This window comes from Chryseobacterium sp. CBo1, from assembly GCF_001693475.1.
GTDB lineage: Bacteria > Bacteroidota > Bacteroidia > Flavobacteriales > Weeksellaceae > Chryseobacterium > Chryseobacterium formosense.
Genome location: NZ_MAUH01000011.1, coordinates 26,238 through 44,544 on the forward strand (window position 1 = coordinate 26,238; position 18,307 = coordinate 44,544).

General features: G+C 34.2%; 22 protein-coding genes. 2 read left to right on the forward strand and 20 right to left on the reverse strand.

From position 1 onward, the window contains the following. Positions 1-32: 32 nt before the first annotated feature. The 9 genes from BA768_RS08250 to BA768_RS08290 all read right to left on the reverse strand — a co-directional run bounded on the left by BA768_RS08250 (position 33) and on the right by BA768_RS08290 (position 5,562). On the reverse strand, positions 33-494 hold the full coding sequence (locus BA768_RS08250) for a hypothetical protein (RefSeq protein WP_123947084.1): 462 nt from the start codon (positions 492-494) through the stop codon (positions 33-35). Between the two features lie 64 nt (positions 495-558). Then, positions 559-1,935 carry a DUF4153 domain-containing protein gene (locus BA768_RS08255; RefSeq protein ID WP_065720360.1) on the reverse strand — a complete coding sequence of 459 codons (1,377 nt, stop codon included), beginning with the start codon at positions 1,933-1,935 and terminating at the stop codon, positions 559-561. A gap of 22 nt (positions 1,936-1,957) precedes the next feature. After that, positions 1,958-2,443: a Coq4 family protein gene (locus BA768_RS08260; RefSeq protein WP_034679235.1), complete on the reverse strand. Its 486-nt coding sequence runs from the start codon at positions 2,441-2,443 to the stop codon at positions 1,958-1,960. Between the two features lie 24 nt (positions 2,444-2,467). Then, positions 2,468-2,776 carry a hypothetical protein gene (locus tag BA768_RS08265; protein WP_034679233.1) on the reverse strand — a complete coding sequence of 103 codons (309 nt, stop codon included), beginning with the start codon at positions 2,774-2,776 and terminating at the stop codon, positions 2,468-2,470. Positions 2,777-2,786: 10 nt separating this feature from the next. After that, a complete protein-coding gene (locus BA768_RS08270; RefSeq protein WP_065720414.1) occupies positions 2,787-3,626 on the reverse strand; it encodes a metallophosphoesterase in 840 nt (279 codons plus the stop codon). A 124-nt stretch (positions 3,627-3,750) separates the two neighbouring features. After that, the gene (locus BA768_RS08275; RefSeq protein ID WP_051883039.1) at positions 3,751-4,041 is read right to left on the reverse strand and encodes a hypothetical protein; all 291 of its coding nucleotides are present in this window, start codon (positions 4,039-4,041) and stop codon (positions 3,751-3,753) included. 65 nt (positions 4,042-4,106) lie between these two features. Next, positions 4,107-4,397 carry a winged helix-turn-helix domain-containing protein gene (locus tag BA768_RS08280; RefSeq protein WP_065720361.1) on the reverse strand — a complete coding sequence of 97 codons (291 nt, stop codon included), beginning with the start codon at positions 4,395-4,397 and terminating at the stop codon, positions 4,107-4,109. Between the two features lie 2 nt (positions 4,398-4,399). Then, on the reverse strand, positions 4,400-4,945 hold the full coding sequence (locus BA768_RS08285; protein ID WP_065720362.1) for a hypothetical protein: 546 nt from the start codon (positions 4,943-4,945) through the stop codon (positions 4,400-4,402). Further along, the gene (locus tag BA768_RS08290; protein ID WP_034679224.1) at positions 4,945-5,562 is read right to left on the reverse strand and encodes a hypothetical protein; all 618 of its coding nucleotides are present in this window, start codon (positions 5,560-5,562) and stop codon (positions 4,945-4,947) included. Before BA768_RS08290 ends, BA768_RS08285 begins: the two co-directional genes overlap by 1 nt. Positions 5,563-5,663: 101 nt before the next feature. Between BA768_RS08290 and BA768_RS08295 the strand changes: the two genes are divergently transcribed. Next, positions 5,664-7,265 (forward strand): class I SAM-dependent methyltransferase, encoded by a 1,602-nt coding sequence (locus BA768_RS08295; RefSeq protein ID WP_065720363.1) that lies wholly within the window; start codon positions 5,664-5,666, stop codon positions 7,263-7,265. A gap of 130 nt (positions 7,266-7,395) precedes the next feature. After that, positions 7,396-7,938 carry a GNAT family N-acetyltransferase gene (locus BA768_RS08300; protein ID WP_065720364.1) on the forward strand — a complete coding sequence of 181 codons (543 nt, stop codon included), beginning with the start codon at positions 7,396-7,398 and terminating at the stop codon, positions 7,936-7,938. Positions 7,939-7,964: 26 nt separating this feature from the next. Here the strand turns inward: BA768_RS08300 and BA768_RS08305 are convergent, their stop codons facing one another. The 11 genes from BA768_RS08305 to BA768_RS08355 all read right to left on the reverse strand — a co-directional run bounded on the left by BA768_RS08305 (position 7,965) and on the right by BA768_RS08355 (position 18,302). Further along, positions 7,965-8,729 carry an enoyl-CoA hydratase/isomerase family protein gene (locus BA768_RS08305; RefSeq protein WP_065720365.1) on the reverse strand — a complete coding sequence of 255 codons (765 nt, stop codon included), beginning with the start codon at positions 8,727-8,729 and terminating at the stop codon, positions 7,965-7,967. A 275-nt stretch (positions 8,730-9,004) separates the two neighbouring features. Then, positions 9,005-9,769, reverse strand: coding sequence for a methyltransferase domain-containing protein (locus tag BA768_RS08310; protein ID WP_065720366.1), 765 nt, complete (start codon positions 9,767-9,769; stop codon positions 9,005-9,007). A gap of 113 nt (positions 9,770-9,882) precedes the next feature. Continuing rightward, positions 9,883-10,350, reverse strand: a complete 468-nt coding sequence (gene tnpA, locus BA768_RS08315; protein ID WP_317039946.1) for an IS200/IS605 family transposase — start codon at positions 10,348-10,350, stop codon at positions 9,883-9,885. Between the two features lie 137 nt (positions 10,351-10,487). Next, entirely contained in the window at positions 10,488-11,174 is a 687-nt protein-coding gene (locus tag BA768_RS08320) for an SMUG2 DNA glycosylase family protein (protein WP_065720368.1), read from the reverse strand. Between the two features lie 109 nt (positions 11,175-11,283). Next, positions 11,284-13,779, reverse strand: coding sequence for a phenylacetic acid degradation bifunctional protein PaaZ (gene paaZ, locus BA768_RS08325; protein WP_065720369.1), 2,496 nt, complete (start codon positions 13,777-13,779; stop codon positions 11,284-11,286). A gap of 127 nt (positions 13,780-13,906) precedes the next feature. Continuing rightward, entirely contained in the window at positions 13,907-14,737 is an 831-nt protein-coding gene (locus BA768_RS08330) for an alpha/beta hydrolase (protein WP_065720370.1), read from the reverse strand. A 21-nt stretch (positions 14,738-14,758) separates the two neighbouring features. Then, positions 14,759-15,352 (reverse strand): transferase hexapeptide repeat family protein, encoded by a 594-nt coding sequence (locus BA768_RS08335; RefSeq protein WP_034679215.1) that lies wholly within the window; start codon positions 15,350-15,352, stop codon positions 14,759-14,761. 226 nt (positions 15,353-15,578) lie between these two features. Then, entirely contained in the window at positions 15,579-16,787 is a 1,209-nt protein-coding gene (gene pcaF / locus BA768_RS08340; protein WP_065720371.1) for a 3-oxoadipyl-CoA thiolase, read from the reverse strand. Between the two features lie 62 nt (positions 16,788-16,849). Continuing rightward, entirely contained in the window at positions 16,850-17,542 is a 693-nt protein-coding gene (locus BA768_RS08345) for a DUF6624 domain-containing protein (RefSeq protein ID WP_065720372.1), read from the reverse strand. Between the two features lie 29 nt (positions 17,543-17,571). Next, the gene (locus tag BA768_RS08350) at positions 17,572-17,985 is read right to left on the reverse strand and encodes a PaaI family thioesterase (protein WP_065720373.1); all 414 of its coding nucleotides are present in this window, start codon (positions 17,983-17,985) and stop codon (positions 17,572-17,574) included. A 5-nt stretch (positions 17,986-17,990) separates the two neighbouring features. Then, positions 17,991-18,302, reverse strand: coding sequence for a hypothetical protein (locus BA768_RS08355; protein WP_065720374.1), 312 nt, complete (start codon positions 18,300-18,302; stop codon positions 17,991-17,993). Positions 18,303-18,307: the final 5 nt, after the last annotated feature.

Sequence of the window (18,307 nt, forward strand, 5' to 3'; positions counted from 1 at the left end):
TTAAATGTACCCTTGCACAAAGTGTACCAAATTTATTCTATCCTTACAGAGAAATCACCGACAATATCTCCTTCTGCCATCAGGTTTTTCCCTATAATTAGCCACACTTCACCATTTTTGGGAATTTTGTAAGAAAGATCTCTGCCGAAAGGCCCGTCGAATTTCCCATCGGGTGTTTTGATTTGGTTAAAACGGATGTTCATCTTGTTATTCTGAGATAAAATAGAAGCTTTCAAACTTGATTTCTTGTAATTCCTGATCTTCAGAACAAGCTTTTGGTTTTTATCGGTAAATTTTTCATCAATTAACAATGGAAGCTTTTCACCGTCGACTACTTTAATGATTTGTCCGTTCTTTATTTCATCAGTGTCATTATCAATTTTCTGAATGGTTTTAAGGCTATCATTATTGATTTTCAAATCTTGTGAATCTGACGGCAAAGTATTGGCAGATTGCTCGGAAACAATAACCGAATCCGTTTTTTTCTCTGACATAGGAACTGCTTTTTTGCAGGAAAAAACTATCAACGGGAGCAATATAAGAGCTGACTTTTTCATATTATTTGATTTGAATGGTTTCATAATAAAGAATTTTAGATAAAACGGTTGTTGATTTTTTGGTTTTTATTTGTTCTAAAACCTCTTTTTTAAGTTCAGTATCTTTCTTTTCTTCTGCATATTTCAAAAGAGGCTTTTCGCTGAACCAGATTGAATTCAGATGATAATCAACCCCAAAATCAGAACGTTTCATGTTTTGACAGGTAATGATACCACCCCAGTTAATGTAACTGCATACTAAAACCATTCCATAAAAAAACCAGCTCATCGAGTTGAAAAGAAAGGCATTTCTCTTTTTGTACTGAATTTTAATAAATGTAAGCGCCAAACCAATCAAAGATAAAAGCAGAAAAGCGTAAACTCCGAGTCTTTTGTAGGTAAAGCCATAACTATTAATGTATTCTGTATTTTTTAACATCGCTGAAAAAATCAGGATTGCATTTAGAAATAACCATACTTTGGCAAGTGTTTTCAATAAACCGGCTTTAGAATCGAAATTAAAAGTTGATTTAAAATAAAACATCATCACTAAAATTACCAGAATAATAGAAAGTATAATTGAATTTACCCTTTCATGAGTTTCTTCAGAGAGTTGCACCGGGCTTTTTACCACTTCATAAAACTGCTCGTAATTGTATGCAATGATAAAGAAAACAAGCAAAATATTTAACAAAAGCAAAGAAATTACTCCACTGATTCTTTCTATATTAAGATCCATAAAAGAAAAAGTAGATTTTAAAGCGGGATCATTGTTTTGAAAATTATTATCTAAGAAGTGATTTTGCTTATACAGAAACTTTTCAACCTTGAAATTCCAAAAATTAAAAGCGATAAAAAAACCAAAAACAACAAGCCTGATGATCTGCCAAAAATCAAATTCAAATTCATAATCATTGAAAAGATTCGCAAAATGGTCGCTAACTCCGGCATAAATACCAAAGAACACAAATACAAGAACTAAAGGAACAACTGCGAAAGCAAATATTTTCTGAAACAGATTCGGCATATTTTTTTTAGGAAGCCAGTCTTCGAAACTTAAAACCCGGCAAAAGAACGTGAAAAAATTGATCACAAAAACCGGAACGAGAAAAAGACTTTTCAATCTTCTGTTCTTTGACCGGAAAGAAAGCAGCAAAAGTGAAATGATTAAAGCCAGAAACGAACTGATATCGCCGAACCAGGCAAATGCAATGCCCGACAAAATACTCGTTGCGAATAGCAGAAGAAATACTTTACTGCGGTTTCTTTCCGGGGTTTTCAAAAGTGTCAGGATCGCATATAGAATACCTAAAATACTAAGATTTAAGCCAACATTTTCGTTATAAAACAAAATGATAAATGCGATGGTGCTGAGGAATATATAGTGATGTGTTTTCATGAGGTTAAGATTGAGGTTGAGATTAATAGAAAACCGGAGTTTCTTTTTGTTTGATAAAATCTTTTAGACTGTCGAAATTTTGCCATAAAAGTTCTTCGAAATTCCAATGATGGAAAGTTTTCATTTGTTGACCTTTTTTAAAAGCTTGTAAATAATTTTTAAAATATTCAGGGAAAACGATTGTTCCCAAAGCAAGAACACCAAGAAGGTAAGCGCTGCGTTTTCCGTTTCCGAAAAGAAGATACTGCATTGCAATTTCATCCTGAATATTGGTGCTACAATCGGTAATCAGGTGATAAACATCGTGATTTTCCATCTTCGGAATCATTCTGAAACCATGATTTTTGTAAAATTCACCTAAAGTTCGTCCCAAAGAATCTTGTTTGAAACTCAACAGTTGCTCTTCATTGAACTGCCATTGTCTTTTTTTCTTTTTAAAATATTTCCTGTACTGTTTTTGGGAATTTTCGTACATGAAAATGATAAATTTTGTGCGTAGTTTTTTCATAGTTTATGTATTTTATTTTGAAAATTAATTAGAACTAAAACCCATTAGAAAAATTCCTAGATAGAAATACAGAATTGCGATTGGAATATTTATACAAATGATTAATGCTGCTTTTATACATTCTTTTAAGTAATGTTTATTAAATAATCCATAAATAATTAGTATAGCAATCACAACTAAATTAACTGGAGCTGCAAAAAACAGCAGTAAAAATCCATAGGAAGCAAAAGCCTCAATTTTAGTAACTAAATATCCAAAAAGACAAATATTTCCTAATATAAAGAAGAGCCAAAAGGAGATCTTTCCTACAGTAATAATATCTTTATTTTTCATCTTTAAATTTTTAAGCTTGAGTTAAAGTAAAAACCGTTATTTCGGGACGAACCATAAATCTTACCTGATAGGAATGTCCTAAAGCACGATTGATGTAGAGCATTCTTCCATCTTCCAAATCAATTTCTCCGGAAACATATTTTTTGTTTTCCACTGGAAGAATTGGAGTAATGACTCCCGGAATTCTGCATTGTCCGCCGTGAGTATGACCACTTAAAATCCAGCCTTGATAACCGTTCCAGACATCTCTATCGCAAACATCAGGATTGTGGCACAGTACAAGATTTCCTTTTTCAGGATTGTAATCTTTCATCACTTTCATCGGATCAAAATTGGGCGACCATAGATCATCAAAACCAATAATATTCAAACCGTGAGATTCTATTTGCTGATTCTTAAGCATTGTCACCCCATTATTTTCCAGAATTCGACTGATCTCTTCCGAAGAACCCAGATCTTTCCAGTTTTTTCCATAGTCGTGATTTCCCATAATTCCAAAAGTTCCCAATGTTCCGAAAACAGCGTTCTGCATCACTTTTTCTAAACTTTTGTGATCTTCAGGTGTTCCATGATTGACGTAATCGCCTGTGTACACCACAAAATCCGGATTGAATTCTTTTGCTTTTTCGAAAGATTCTATGAGAAAATTCCAGTCGAACCTGTTTCCGACGTGTAAATCTGAAATCTGCATTAAAATTTTTCCTTCTAAATGTTCCGGTAAATTTTTAATGGGAAGTTTTCTCTCAACAAATTCCACCCAAAACGGTTCGATTTGCCATGAATAAAGAAAAGGTAGAGCTCCGGCTGCTGAAAGCTGCAAAAGTCTCTTGAGAAATTTTTTTCGGGTCATTACTTTTGTATTTTTTGATTTAATTAATTTTGATGTCATTCCGACAAAGGAGGAATCTCATTTAATAAGATTATTCGCTACTCTTCCTTTCGCTCAGAATGACAAATGTGTCAATTGTAAAAAATTAGCTTCCAGCGAACGGAGTTCCGAAAATTCCTACAGCCAGTTCCATCCAGACTAAAACAAGAATGGCTACGATCACAAGACTAATGATAATCTTATAATTTCTGTTTTTAACCACCATTCTTACCAAGCTTATTAAGCCTGCCGTTCCGAAAAGCAGAATTCCGGCTACGAGAAAATCGAATTTCGACCAGTTCCATCCTTCTACAAAGATGTTTCCTAAAAATGCTGTTGCCAATAAAAGTACAGGAACAGCAAAAATTGCTAAAGTTGTTTGTTTGTGTGTCATCATTTTATTTAATTTTAATTTATAAAGTACTTTGTATTTCAAAGTTTATTTTCAAAAAAATATAGCTTTTATTTTCCGATCAGTTTTTCCAAAGCATTTAAATGCTCTGTAAAAGCAGTTCTTCCATTTTGAGTTACACGATAAGAAGTCTTCGGCTTTTTACCCACAAATTCTTTTTTTACTTCAATATAATTTGACTTCTCAAGGGCATTGCTGTGACTTGCCAGATTTCCGTCAGTAATTTCCAATAAGCTTTTCATTTCAGAAAAATCAACCCAGTCGTTAACCATAAGAACGGACATGATGCCCAATCTTACACGGCTTTCGAATTCTTTATTGAGTTGACTGATGTTGTACATTATTAAAATTTGCTAAAAAATTCTTTCTTCTTTTTTTTCTTCTTAAAAAATACGTTTTCAAATTTTTTCGATTTAAAAACGTAATAAAAATCCCATTTATTCCTTACTAATAAAGGTTCACTTTCTACTATTTGATGCTCAGGTTCGATGTGAGTAATTTTTAAATGCGGGCTAGCATAACCTTCAACAAATTTTACATCTCCTTTATGCTTGCTTTTAATCTTTTGATTGTCATAGTATTCAAAGAAAATGAACTCTTTATCTTTATTTATTTCAAAACTGAAACGTTGAAATTGCCAATTAGCATCATTTCCTTTAAACATATTCTTATCTATTTCATATTTTCCATAAATATCTTCTTTATCTACAGTAGTTGGACTTTTAATAAAACTCACTACAAACAAGCTCAAATATGATAAAATAAAAAACAGCCAATATCCAATAAATAATTTTTTAAAAATTTTATTTTTAGTTCTATCATATAATAACAGGAAAATAAGAGAAATCCCAAGTATTATAATAAAAAATATAAACCAAATTAACATCATTATTTATACTTCTTATGCATAATCAAACCATACACGATATGCAAAACGCCAAAGCCAAAAGTCCAGGCAATTAATCCCCATCCTAAAAAGAATAACGAAATCAATCCTAAACCAATCTGGCAAAATCCCAGATATTTTACATCTGTGAGAGTATATCTTTCTGCATTTACCAATGCTAAACCATAGAAAATCAATGTAGCCGGAGCAACCAATGAAAACAAATGATGATACAACAGCCCAAGACAAACCAATCCGCCCGTTACCAAAGGGATTGCAAAGGTAAACAAAAGTCTTTTGGTTGTCGCATCCCAAATTTTCAGGCCTTTCTTTTTGCTTTTATTGGCAGTGAAAAAATATCCGCTTAAAATGGCAACTACTAAAATTACAATTCCGGTAATGACCAGTTCATTAACCATACTCTTACTGAATGTGATTCTCTCACCTTCAAAATAATTCAGTCCTTCTCTCTTAAATACAAAACAGACATATCCCATTCCAATGATTGCAGCCAAACCAGCAACCACTCCGGATAATCCGCTTAATGAAATAAACCTTGAAGAACGCTCCATCATGGAACGTATGTGCGATAAGTCTTCGTGATAGTTTTTCGAATCCATATAAAAGAACTTTGAATTACAAAGTTATAATTAATTTTGAAACTCCAAAATTTTTCTGCAAATAATTTATGTAAATTCTTAACTTTAGAAAAAACATATTTATGGATAAAGAGATTCTGCGGTCAGAAATTTTCAGACATCTGGATGGTGTAGTTACTGCGCCAATCGTTGCTTCTTTGCTTAAAAAGGAAATCATTACATTCATCATACAAAGAGAAGAAGTGATTTTAAGTGAACTTTCAGAAAATTTTAAAGCAAATGAAGGTTATCTGAATGTGGCAATTCGTGCTTTGGCTTCTCAGGGTTTTCTGAATTATGAAGTCGATAATGAGAATGATGTTATTACCATTTCAGCCAATGAAAAAACGCAGTTTCTACAAAAATATGGCTTACTCTATCTGAAAGTCATTTCTTTTCTAAAACTTTCTACAGACATTAAAAATCAAATCAATGAAGCTACTTTTGTTGAAGAGTTTAAGCAATTGAGTAGTACACTTAAAGATAATTTTGGAATTCATCTTTCAGATTCTGCTGACGAAAAAGATGTTCAGATACAGATTTTAAAGCATATTGAAGGCTCCATCATCAGTCCGGTAATTGTCTATCTAGGAATGACGGGAATGTTTCATAAATATTTTATGGAAACATCTTTTCAGGCTGCAGAGTTTCATAAAAACTCAGAGAATTTTGAAGTGATTTTAGATTTTATGACGCATTTAGGCTGGTTTAAAAAATCAAATGACAATTATAAATTTACCGAAACCGGAATTTATTTTGCAAAACGAGCCGCTTCTTATGGAGTTACAGTTTCGTATCTTCCATTACTGAATAAAATGGATGAGCTATTGTTCGGAAATGCTTCAAAAATCAGAGAAATTGCAGAAGGCGAAGACGAAATTCACGTTGACCGAGCCATGAATGTTTGGGGAAGTGGCGGTTCTCATGCGAATTATTTTAAAGTTGCCAATGATTTTATTATTCAGATTTTCAATCAGCCGATTCTTCTGCAACCAAAAGGTGTTCTTGATATGGGTTGTGGAAACGGCGCTTTCATCCAACACATTTTTGAAACCATCGAAAGACATACGCTCCGTGGAAAAATGTTGGAAGAGTATCCGCTTTTTCTGGTAGGCGCAGATTATAATCAGGCTGCATTAAAGGTAACACGAGCCAATCTCATTAATAATGATATTTGGGCAAAAGTAATCTGGGGAGATATCGGAAATCCTCAACAATTGGCTGAAGATTTAAAGGAAAACTATGAAATTGATCTTTCGGATTTACTAAACATTAGAACTTTTCTCGATCACAACAGAGTATGGAAAACGCCTGAAAACAATCATCCCCAAAGAATAAGCACCTCAACAGGAGCATTTGCTTATCGTGGAAAAAGACTATCCAATGATCTTGTTGAAGAAAGCTTAAAAGAACATCTTGAGCTTTGGCTTCCTTATATTCAGAAAAACGGACTCTTAATCATTGAACTTCATGCTTTAGATTCTAAACTTACAGCTAAAAATCTAGGGAAAACTCCGGCAACAGCTTATGAAGCAACGCATGGTTTTTCTGACCAGTATATACTGGAGGTAGAAGTTTTTAAAAAGATCTGCATTGAAGCCGGCTTAAAAACAGATAAAGATTTGTTCAGAAAATTCCCTAATTCTGAATTGGCAACGGTTTCCATTAATCTATTAAAAAGCTAGTGAAAGATTAGTAAGTTTCACGCAGTTTTTTTTAATTAAGCAGATTTTTTAATTTTTTATATCTACGAAATCTGCACCATCAGCGAGAATCAAATCTTAACATCAATTACATTAATTTAAACGAAAAACAATGAAATTTGAAACCATAGAAACAGAACGTTTATTCATTCAAAAACTGGATTCTAAAACGATGAACACCATTTTTAAATCAATTGATGAGCACGAAATCAAAAAAATATTAGGAATTACCAACGAAGAAGAGTTTGCCCGACAGAAAAGAATTCATGAAAAAGGATACGAATCTTATAATCAGAAAATGCTGAATTTTCAAATCGTAGAAAAGCAAAGCAATACCATTATCGGCAATTGTGGTTTTCATTCCTGGAATCCGCAACATCATCGTGCTGAAGTAGGATATGCTTTAAATTCTGACGAGTTTAAAAATAAAGGATATATGAAAGAAGCTCTCGGAAAAGTTATTGAATATGGTTTTCATCAAATAGAACTTAATCGTATTGAAGCTTTGATCGACGAAAATAATACCCCATCCAAAAAGTTACTGGAGTATTTTGGTTTTACGAAAGAAGGTATTATTCGAGAACATTATCATGTTGGCGGAACTTTCGAAGATTCGGTTCTATATTCTTTGTTAAAATCAGAATACAAAAAATAAAGCGCTGAAAAATCAACGCTTTATTTTTATTTTACTCTCAATCTTTCTTTGATTGCTTCTATACTTTTCTTCGCAGAATCTTCTAAAATCAAGCTTGCGCTCATATGAATTCTTGCAGGCATCAATTCGTTGAAATGCTCCGTTCCTTCCCAAGATACTTTTTTGATTAAAGCTAAAGCATCTTCACTTCTTGTAGAAAGTGTCGTTAAAAATTTTTCAAGCTTAGAATCCATTTCTGCAACCGTATCAGAAACAGAATGGTAAATATTGTGCTGTTCTGCCCAATCTGCCGATCTGAAATCTGCATCAATCGCCATTGCCGAAAACTGAGATTTACCTATTTTTCTTTCAACGTAAGGTCCGATTACGAAAGGTCCGATCCCCAAATTAATTTCAGTTAAAGCTAAAGCAGAATCTTTGGTTGCAAAACAGTAATCTGCACCACAAGCCAAACCTACTCCACCACCGGTAGTTTTTCCCTGAACTCTTACCACAACAATTTTACCGCAATTTCTCATTGCATTGAGAACTTTGGCAAAACCTCCGAAAAATCTTGTAGAAGCTTCCAATTCTTCGATAGCCAGAAGCTCATCGAAACTTGCACCTGCACAGAAAGCTTTTTCACCTTCACTTTTTACAAGAATAGCTTTGACTTCATTTCTTGCGCTTTCGTCAAGAATAGTTTGTGCTAATTTCTCAAGAATTGCTCCGGGAAGAGCATTGCTTTTTGCGGTTCCGAAGGTAATTTCGGCAATATTATTTTTAATTTCTGATGTTACAAAATCACTCATTTCTTATCTGATATTGGATTCAAACAAAAATACTAACAATTGTTCGGTTAAAAAATTTAATGCTTAAAATTTCTTCATTAAAATCACAATCAGTATAAATACGTATTTTAAAATTGGGTATTTGTACGCTACCGCAGTCTACCGGAAATCCGTTATTTTGGAACAGTAAAAAGAAACTAATTCCCATGAAAACCTAAATGTTTTCAAAAAACGATTCTAAGCATAAATGAAAATTCCCCTTTTACTGGGGAATTTATTTTTTCAGTAAAACCATTCTATTTTCTACCGTACAATAATATCCTTTTGAACGCATAAATTGCAGGGAAGTTTTCAAATTTTTCGGAAATTCTCTTTTTATATTCAGTTATAAACTTCTCCTGATGATCTTGATCTAAAATTTCCAAATACGGAATCAAAGCCGAACCAGAGATGAACTGAAATAATTTTTCGGCATCATCTGCTATAATTGGATAGACTTTTACGGAGATATTGAAGTCTTTTAAACCTGCATCAAACATCATTTTAGCATATTCATCCAAACTTAAAACCGGAGAAACTCTGTTCCAGTTATTAAGCTGAGTTTTGTAAGGTTCTTCAGAAGCGAGCTGAAACAAAATCTGATTAAGCAAATTTTCAGGCTGAACCGGCATTTGTACTGCAAACTGTCCGTTTTCACTTAATAAAGAAAGCAATCTTGGAAACAGCTTTTGGTGGTCATCCGACCATTGAAGCGCCGCGTTGCTGAAAATCAAATCCCATTTTTCATCCGAATTGTACAGTTCTTCAATGGTTTGTTGCTTAAAGCGTAGTCTTTCATTTTCAAGATTGGAAGATTTCTGAAGCATTTCTGACGAAGAATCAATTCCTAAAAAATGAGCATCTTTAAATTTTTCTGACAGAATATGGGTTTGTTCGCCTGTTCCGCAACCGATGTCAATTGCTTTTTTTAAGCCATCTGATGAAATATTTTCTGCTAAATCAAAAAATGGCTGATAACGAATATTTTTAAACTGATTGTAAACTTCGGGATTCCAGGGCATAACTATTTTATATTTTTTAGATTAAACTTTTTCGCGGATTCCGGAGGAATCCTATCTGTGTAGAATTGTTAATGACCGGTGCAATTTGCGTTCCGTAGGAACGCTATCTTTTTTCAATCATAAAATTCAAATAAATATTCGTCTTTAAATTCGATTTCAAATGCATTCAAAAATTCGATATATTCTTGTTTAAAACTTTTCTTTTTATGATGAGTTTCCTGATTCAAAATATAATGAACAACCTTTTCTTTTTGACTTTTTCCGTAAGAAAATGCTCCATAACCTTGTTGCCATGCAAAATGATTTAAGGTCAATTTCTTTTCATTAATAAAATTTGTCGACTCTATCTTTACAATCTTCACCAAATCTGAGATAGTAATCTGTAAATTTTTATAACTAAAAAATATGTGAATATGGTCAGGATTGGCATAAATCGCTAAAACTTTTTGTCCTTTGTTATTAAAAATTCCGCAAATATATTTTTCTATTTCATCACGAATTAAACTCGTTATCTTGTTTTCTCTGCCTTTTGTAGCAAAAACCAATTGAATGTAAATTTGGGTATATGTGTTTGGCATCATTGTGTTTTTTGGATAGCGTTCCTACGGAACGCGCTATTAGATTTAACTATTTTTCTACACAGATTGCGTTTCTACGAAACGCCCTATAACAAAACAGTTTTAGCATTATCTGACTCTAAAACAAATTTATTTAGGTTTCATTTATTTTTCAACACTAAAATATACTTATCAATAAACAAATCTTTTTCTTTAGATTTATACTGCTGAATATATCTGGGATGTTCCAAAACCGTCATTTTGTCGAAAAGATGAGCTTCCTCATTCAATTTTGAAATGAAATCTGCGTTTTTCTTCCCTAAAATAAACACTTCTGAAGTATCAAGATTTAAGCTGATGTGTTTTTTCAAAGAATCAATCATAAAATCTTTCACATCATTGAAAAGTGTCTTATCATCGTAATAATTGGCATTAATCCAGCTTCCTTTTGATTTCCTAACAATCGCCAAAGGAAAAGGTGAATTGATATAAATATCTTTGTAGAATTCCTCTACTCCTCCATATTCTGCGATCATATCATACATAAAAACGGAAGAAATTTCATGAGTATAAGCTGATTCCATTTTTATTCCGCAAACACTTTCTAATCGTTTTGTATCAGTAAAAGGAACGCCGGTAACTCCTGCTCCGTGACGACTCGGATTGATTCCAACAATAAATTTTCTTTGACTGGAATCTTTGTAATATTTATGATAAAACTTTTGCATGACTTCCATAGTTTCAGGATTATCAAGATAAGGATTTAATACCTGAAAATCTTTGGGAAGCTTTCCGGAATAGTGTAAATTCCGATTGAATTCAACCACTTGATCGGCGAAGGTTTTCATGGGATAAATGTAATCATTTAAACTAAAAATGGGGTAAATCTTTATTCGCAGCAAAAAATCCCTTTCAGTAAAAACCAAAAGGGATTGTAAATATATATTTTATTCTGAATTAAATCAATCCAAACTGCTCAAAATGATGCGTAAAATGCTTTCTCTGGAAAAGCTCCATCATCTCTTTATTCAAATGTCCGAATCTTGGATTGTAATGTTCCGCAAAAGGATTTTCTTTGAAATAAACTATAAATTCTTTCAGTGTTTCTATTAACTGAGTTTTAGCCGCATCCAGATTTTTATTTTTATTCTGAGGAACTTCGCCTTCTTTCCACAAAGGATATTGTGCTCCCGGACGAATCTTTTGATCGGTATATAGCCAATCCTGAAGTTTTTCTAATTTCTCAGCAGGAATTTCATCAAAATCTTCCGGCTTCAAATTACCGAAACCGTTTCTGAGAACTTCTTCCAAATGCTCAACCATCAATTGCGGCGTAAAATCTCCAAAAACAGGTTTGGTATTTTCAGTTAAACCATTCAATTTTTTCTGAATATTCTGAACTTTAAAATCGATAAACGGAGAGTGTTTAGCCACCAACGTTAAAATTGTCGCCACGCAAACCACCTCATCTCTTTGATTGATTACTTCAACCAACCATTTTACAACTCCAGAAGGAATATTTCTTCCTTTTACTCCACGATTGATTTTTTCTTTTGCCGTTAAATAAACCGTGATCGTATCTCCTGCATAAACAGGTTTGAAGAATGAACAGTTTTCCAACCCATAATTGGCAATAACCGGTCCTTTTTTACCAGAAACAAACAATCCAGCCGCTGCAGAAAGGATGAAATATCCGTGAGCAACGGTTTTATCGAAAATGGTTCCGGTCAAACTCGTTGCGTCTGTATGTGCATAGAAATGATCCCACGAAACATTCGAGAAATTAACGATATCTGCATCTGTAACCGTTCTTCCAGCTGTTTCCAGAGAATCTCCAACCTCAACATCTTCAAAATATTTCTGGAAAGGATGTTTGTCTGAATATTTTTTCTCAGCGCCTTGCTGATAAATTTTAGTAATTGCTGTCAAAGTATCCGGAGAACCTTGAATCGCCGTTTTTTGAAGGAAGAAATGAAGACCATTCAATCCACCCATTTCCTCGCCGCCTCCTGCTCTACCAGGACCTCCGTGCATCAAAGTCGGAAGTGGCGAACCGTGACCTGTACTTTCTTTCGCGTTGTCTCTGTTTAAAACGAAAATTCTTCCGTGTTGAGAAGCCATTTTCCAGGAAGTTTCTGCAACGAATTTCTCATCGTGAGAAACAATAGAACCTACCAAACTTCCTTTTCCTCTTTTTGCCAACGCTGCAGCTTCTTCTGCATCTTTGTAAGGCATTAAAGTAGAAACCGGACCGAAAGCTTCGACATCATGAGAGATATTTTTCGTGAAAGGAGAATCATTTAAGAACAATTTCGGACTCATAAATGCACCATTTTCATAGTTGGCATCTACTAATTCGTGCTGTCCGTCATAAACAAGCTCATTTTCAGTTTTTAAAATATTTATTTTTCTTACAACTTCGTCGTACTGTTGTTTTCCAACTAAAGATCCCATTCTAGTTTCTCTGCTTAAAGGACTTCCGATTTTGGTTTGATCTAAAGCTTTAGACAAAGCATTCTGAACATCACCAATTAAGTTTTCAGGAACGATAATTCTTCTGATCGCGGTACATTTTTGTCCGGCTTTCGTTGTCATTTCGTTACGAACTTCTTTGATGAATAAATCAAATTCAGGAGTTCCAGGCTTTGCGTCTAATCCAAGAATTGAACAGTTCAAAGAGTCTGCTTCCATATTGAAACGAACAGCATTTCCAGCAACAGAAGGCAAAGATTTCAATTTTCTACCCGTCGTTGCAGAACCCGTGAACAAAACAGAATCTCCGTCTTTAACATAATCCAGAATATTTCCCGGTTCACCACAAACCAATTGAAGCGCACCTTCAGGAAGAACGCCGCTTTCAATCATATCCTGGAAAACCGCGTTCGTCAAATAAGAACCATAAGGAGACGGTTTCACAATACTTGGAACGCCTGCCAACAATGAAGTAGATAGTTTTTCCAACATTCCCCAAACAGGAAAATTATATGCATTGATTTGCACAGAAACACCTTCACTCGGTGTTAAAATGTGAGTTCCTAAGAAAGTTCCGTTCGCAGAAATTTTCTGAGTTTCCCCATCTACCCAAAACGGAGTATTCGGAAGCATTCTCTTTGCCAGTCCTGAATACGTAAAAAACGTACCAAAACCTCCTTCGATATCTACCCAAGAATCTGCGTGAGTCGCACCTGTTTTATATGATAATTCGTAATATTTTTTCTTTCTTTCTAAAAGGTAAAGTGCTACTTTTTTCAACATTTCCCCACGATCATAGAATGTCATTGAAGAAAGATTTTTGTAGCCTACTGTTCTTCCGAAATCAAGAGCCTGTTCAAAATTCAGTCCTTCGGTATCCGAAACAGCAACCTGCTCTCCAGTCACGGCATTGTACAAAGGAATTCCGTTTCCGGTACCTTCTACCCATTCTCCGTGAATATAGTTTTTTAATTTTTCCATATAGTTTTTATATTTTAAAATTTAACAATGTAGTAATGTAATAGTTTAACAATGAGATTCTTCACTTCGTTCAGAATGACAAATTGCAAAAATTGTTACACTGATACATTTTTAGATTGTTATATTTTTAATTTTTCGGTTCTTGATAAGGAAACAATTTCACCAACCCTTCATACAGGCTTCTGTGAAGAATAGTTGCGTGATTGTCAGTTTCCATCATTTTGTATTCTACCGTCCAGTTTTTCTTATTTGATTTTTTTAGAATATCGAATAAATTTTCTGCATCTTTTATCATCACCGGATGCTCACCTTTTCCTACAGAAACATAAATAAATTTCTTAGTATCCGGTATTTTAGTTAATAATTGATTAGCCTGTTTTAAAAGACTTTCATCATCCCACCACAAACTCGGGCTGATGATAAAATAGTTATCGAACATTTCAGACTCTTTCAACAGAATTTCTGTTGCTAAAAGTCCACCCAGCGATTGCCCGAATAAATATGTATCGGTAGTTTTAAACTGACTTTCGATATAAGGTTTTAATTCTTTTTCCAGGAAATTGATGAACTTATCAGAATGTCCTGTTGTAGGATAATCTTTTTGTAAATCTTTTAAATCGGTATGAAACGTGAAATCTCTTTTTCTGTCAATATTCGCAATTCCTACTACAATCGTTTCCGGCATGGAATACATTTGATTAAAAAACTGAACCAATCCTGTTACGTGAATAAAATCTTCATTCATGCTTCCATCCAAAAGATAAATAATCGGATAGGTTTTTGTTTTATCGAAATTTTGCGGAAGATAAATGTTTAACCTTCTTTCTTCATTTAAAATCTTAGATTTTATGGTTCTGATTTCTCCAATAGTTAATGGTTTTACATTTCCGTTTTGTGCTAAAAGCATACTTTGAAATGCAAGCAAAATACTACAGAAAGCGAGAATTTTTTTAATCATATTAAATTTTGTAGGGTTGGGTTATTTCACATCGTCCCAAATGCCGTAATCAACAACTTTCGTAGGAATCTGCTGAACATATTCTGTAAACGGTTCGCAGGGTAAAATCGCTTCTTTTCCTTCTCTTGCCAACTCCTGATAGAGCTTTGTTCCTTCCGTTTTCCATTTGATCATTTCATTAGAAACATCGCGGATGATTTTTGCAGGACTTCCCACAATTAATTTTCGTGCTTCACATCTGAAATTTGCAGGAACAAAAGCCAATGCGCCGATGATACATTCATCACCGATTACGGCTTTGTCCATCACTACAGCATTCATTCCAACCAGACAATTTTTTCCGATATGTCCGGAATGAATAATCGCACCGTGACCGATGTGCGCAGATTCTTCCAAAATAGTTTCAATCCCCGGAAAAACGTGAAGTGTACAGTTTTCCTGAACATTTGCACCGTCTTTGATGATAATTTTACCCCAGTCGCCACGAATCACCGCGTTTGGACCGATATATACTTCTTCACCAATTTCTACATTTCCGATAATCACCGCTTGGGGATGAACATAGGCGGATGATTTGATGATGGGACGAATTCCGTGATATGAGTAAATATTCATAATTTTAATTTGAAATTTGAGAATGAGCTAATTTGGAAATTATTTTTAACGCAAAGTCAGCAAAGTTTTTTGAAAATTTTCATGCATATTTTTCGTTCGCAAAGGCAGAACTATGTTCGTAAACCTTCAGTTTATACTCAGCAAAGGCTAAACGTTAATACAACAAGCTATTTTGAATGATGAGAATACTTTCAAATGATCAAATTAGCTCATTTTTCAAATTGATTTAAACTTTTTCAATGACCATTGCATAACCTTGTCCGACGCCGATACAAAGCGTACACAAAGCATATTTTTTATTTTGTTTTTGAAGTTCTATGGCTGCAGAACCAATAATTCTTGCTCCGGAAACTCCAAGTGGGTGACCAATCGCAATCGCTCCTCCGTTTGGGTTTACTCTTGAATCGTCATCTTGTAAACCTAAACTTCTTGTTACGGCTAAAGATTGAGCTGCAAACGCTTCGTTCAATTCGATAACATCCATATTTTCTAATGAAAGATTCAGTCTTTTCAATAGTTTTTGAGTCGCTTCAACAGGTCCGATCCCCATGATTCTTGGTTCAACACCGGCAACGGATGATCCTAAGATCTTAGCTTTAGGTTTTAAACCATATTTTTTGACAGCTTTTTCGCTTGCTAAAATTAAAGCTGCAGCACCATCGTTCATTCCCGAAGCATTTCCAGCGGTAACTGTTCCGCCTTCTTTTCTGAAAGCCGGACGAAGTTTTCCTAATCCTTCCATTGAAGAAGTAGGTTTGATAAATTCGTCTGTATCGAAAATTTTTGGTTCACCTTTCTTTTGTGGGATTTCAACTTTTACAATTTCTTCTGCCAATCTTCCACTTTGCTGAGCTTTAGTCGCTTTTTGTTGAGACCACAGCGCAAATTTATCCTGATCTTCACGGCTGATATTGTGCATTTCTGCTAAGTTTTCAGCGGTGTCACCCATGGTATCGACGCCGTACATTTCTTTCATTTTGGGATTAACAAATCTCCATCCGAAAGTCGTATCAAACATCTGGCTATCTCTTCCGAAAGCTGTGCTTGGTTTTGACATGACATAAGGTGAACGTGTCATGTGTTCTACCCCACCTGCAATGTAAATTTCACCTTCTCCTGAAGCGATTGAACGGAAAGCATTTGCCACCGCCGACATTCCAGAAGCACATAATCTATTTACCGTTTCACCTCCGATTTTATAAGGAAGTCCAGCCAATAAAAGTCCCATTCTCGCTACGTTTCTGTTATCTTCACCCGCTTGGTTAGCGCATCCGAAAATAACATCTTCAATTTCCTCAACAGGAACTTCAGGGTTTCTTGCAACAATTTCTTTTAAAACAATTGCCGCCAAATCATCGGCTCTGACTTCTGACAATCCTCCACTTAGTTTTGAAATGGGAGTTCTGATGTAATCTATGATGTATACGTTGTTCATAATTTCACTTTAAAAATATAATAGTGGGATAACTTGAAATTACCACATTCACTTCTATTGATTTATTTTCTATTTCGTAATTCTAAAGCCTGTTGTAAAGTGTAAGGTTCGAATTTGAAATCCTTTCCGAACATCCTTTGAGCATTCTCTTCAATAGTAGAATCAAATCCGGCTTCTTTTCTTCTCTTATTCACATTTTTAAGATCTTTAACAGGCCATACAAAATTGATAAAGATTTGTTTCCCATCTTTATCTTTTGTCATTTCCCCTTTCCCTTGTGTTCCATAGATCTGTTCTTTATTTTCATTCATCAGATATCGATCTTCCATCATCGCAACCCATGTAAAAGGAATTTCTTTCTTTTTTCCAGCTTCTTTAATAAGAGGCAAATATTTTCCAATTTTAGTTGAATGTTGGATCACATACCATGCTGCCTGATTCGTTGGTTCTCCTACAAGCGTTTTCCCCGGATAACCATATTGAGCAATAATATTTTCAATTTTCTGCATGTTCAGGCTATCGTGTTCTGCAACCAATTGCCAGCTTTTCTTTTCAAACTCTTCTTTATCGATATTCAGATCTTTCAGTAACTTCTCTTTCTTTTCCTGAGTTATTTCGGAGTCAAAAAGCATTCTGTAACCTTGATCAACAGTCATAATCTCATCAAGTTCTTTTTTCAAAGTTTCATTTACTTTCTGCTGAGCATTGATCAGAAATGTTGAAAGCATGAAAAGGAGTAAAAATATTTTCCTCATTTTGTATAATTTATTATCTGGTTAGTGTTTTACAAATCCGTTACTTTTTTTCCAATCTTATAAACTGTTCCCACAAATTTTGCGACCAATTCTTCATTTTGATTGGTAATTTTAATGTCGTAAACAGCGGTTTTTCTAGTATCATTGACCAAGATACTTTCAGCTCTGAAAGTGTCACCTTCTTTTCCGGCTTTGGTAAAATTGATGATACAGTTCAACGCAACAGCCGCATCTCCGGTGTTGTTGGACGAAAATGCCAATGCAGAATCTGCAAAAGCAAACGTAACGCCTCCGTGAACCGTTTTAAGCCCATTGATCATCTCTTTTTTGATGGGCATTTCCAGTAAACAATAATTTTCTTTGACTTCGATCATTTTGATATTCATCCATTGGGAAAAATAATCCTGATCAAACATATATTCTGCAAGCTGTCTTGGATTCATTTTTACTATATACTTGTTATTTCTTCATATAATTCATCAACCAATTTGTCATAAATGCTCATGGTTTTACCAAGAATTATCTGCTCGTTTGAAAGATTTTCGGAATTTGACGGATGTTCAGATTGATAAGGAGCATGTAGATCAATACCATTTTCATTCGCTAATCGTTTTACCAGCTCTTTATATTTATCATTAAATTTTCCTAATAACTCAAGTCTTTCCTGATCATCATCCATCGAAGAAATTTCCTCAATGATGTATTCTTTTTCAATGATGAGCCTTGTTTCTAGCTCAGCTCTGAATTCGTGTATATCCATAATAT

Bases quoted from the DNA above. Each gene is read 5' to 3' on its own strand.
- BA768_RS08250 (WP_123947084.1), bottom strand. From the start codon at position 494: ATGTCAGAGAAAAAAACGGATTCGGTTATTGTTTCCGAGCAATCTGCC.
- BA768_RS08255 (WP_065720360.1), bottom strand. From the start codon at position 1,935: ATGAAAACACATCACTATATATTCCTCAGCACCATCGCATTTATCATT.
- BA768_RS08260 (WP_034679235.1), bottom strand. From the start codon at position 2,443: ATGAAAAAACTACGCACAAAATTTATCATTTTCATGTACGAAAATTCC.
- BA768_RS08265 (WP_034679233.1), bottom strand. From the start codon at position 2,776: ATGAAAAATAAAGATATTATTACTGTAGGAAAGATCTCCTTTTGGCTC.
- BA768_RS08270 (WP_065720414.1), bottom strand. From the start codon at position 3,626: ATGACCCGAAAAAAATTTCTCAAGAGACTTTTGCAGCTTTCAGCAGCC.
- BA768_RS08275 (WP_051883039.1), bottom strand. From the start codon at position 4,041: ATGATGACACACAAACAAACAACTTTAGCAATTTTTGCTGTTCCTGTA.
- BA768_RS08280 (WP_065720361.1), bottom strand. From the start codon at position 4,397: ATGTACAACATCAGTCAACTCAATAAAGAATTCGAAAGCCGTGTAAGA.
- BA768_RS08285 (WP_065720362.1), bottom strand. From the start codon at position 4,945: ATGATGTTAATTTGGTTTATATTTTTTATTATAATACTTGGGATTTCT.
- BA768_RS08290 (WP_034679224.1), bottom strand. From the start codon at position 5,562: ATGGATTCGAAAAACTATCACGAAGACTTATCGCACATACGTTCCATG.
- BA768_RS08295 (WP_065720363.1), top strand. From the start codon at position 5,664: ATGGATAAAGAGATTCTGCGGTCAGAAATTTTCAGACATCTGGATGGT.
- BA768_RS08300 (WP_065720364.1), top strand. From the start codon at position 7,396: ATGAAATTTGAAACCATAGAAACAGAACGTTTATTCATTCAAAAACTG.
- BA768_RS08305 (WP_065720365.1), bottom strand. From the start codon at position 8,729: ATGAGTGATTTTGTAACATCAGAAATTAAAAATAATATTGCCGAAATT.
- BA768_RS08310 (WP_065720366.1), bottom strand. From the start codon at position 9,769: ATGCCCTGGAATCCCGAAGTTTACAATCAGTTTAAAAATATTCGTTAT.
- tnpA (WP_317039946.1), bottom strand. From the start codon at position 10,350: ATGATGCCAAACACATATACCCAAATTTACATTCAATTGGTTTTTGCT.
- BA768_RS08320 (WP_065720368.1), bottom strand. From the start codon at position 11,174: ATGAAAACCTTCGCCGATCAAGTGGTTGAATTCAATCGGAATTTACAC.
- paaZ (WP_065720369.1), bottom strand. From the start codon at position 13,779: ATGGAAAAATTAAAAAACTATATTCACGGAGAATGGGTAGAAGGTACC.
- BA768_RS08330 (WP_065720370.1), bottom strand. From the start codon at position 14,737: ATGATTAAAAAAATTCTCGCTTTCTGTAGTATTTTGCTTGCATTTCAA.
- BA768_RS08335 (WP_034679215.1), bottom strand. From the start codon at position 15,352: ATGAATATTTACTCATATCACGGAATTCGTCCCATCATCAAATCATCC.
- pcaF (WP_065720371.1), bottom strand. From the start codon at position 16,787: ATGAACAACGTATACATCATAGATTACATCAGAACTCCCATTTCAAAA.
- BA768_RS08345 (WP_065720372.1), bottom strand. From the start codon at position 17,542: ATGAGGAAAATATTTTTACTCCTTTTCATGCTTTCAACATTTCTGATC.
- BA768_RS08350 (WP_065720373.1), bottom strand. From the start codon at position 17,985: ATGAATCCAAGACAGCTTGCAGAATATATGTTTGATCAGGATTATTTT.
- BA768_RS08355 (WP_065720374.1), bottom strand. From the start codon at position 18,302: ATGGATATACACGAATTCAGAGCTGAGCTAGAAACAAGGCTCATCATT.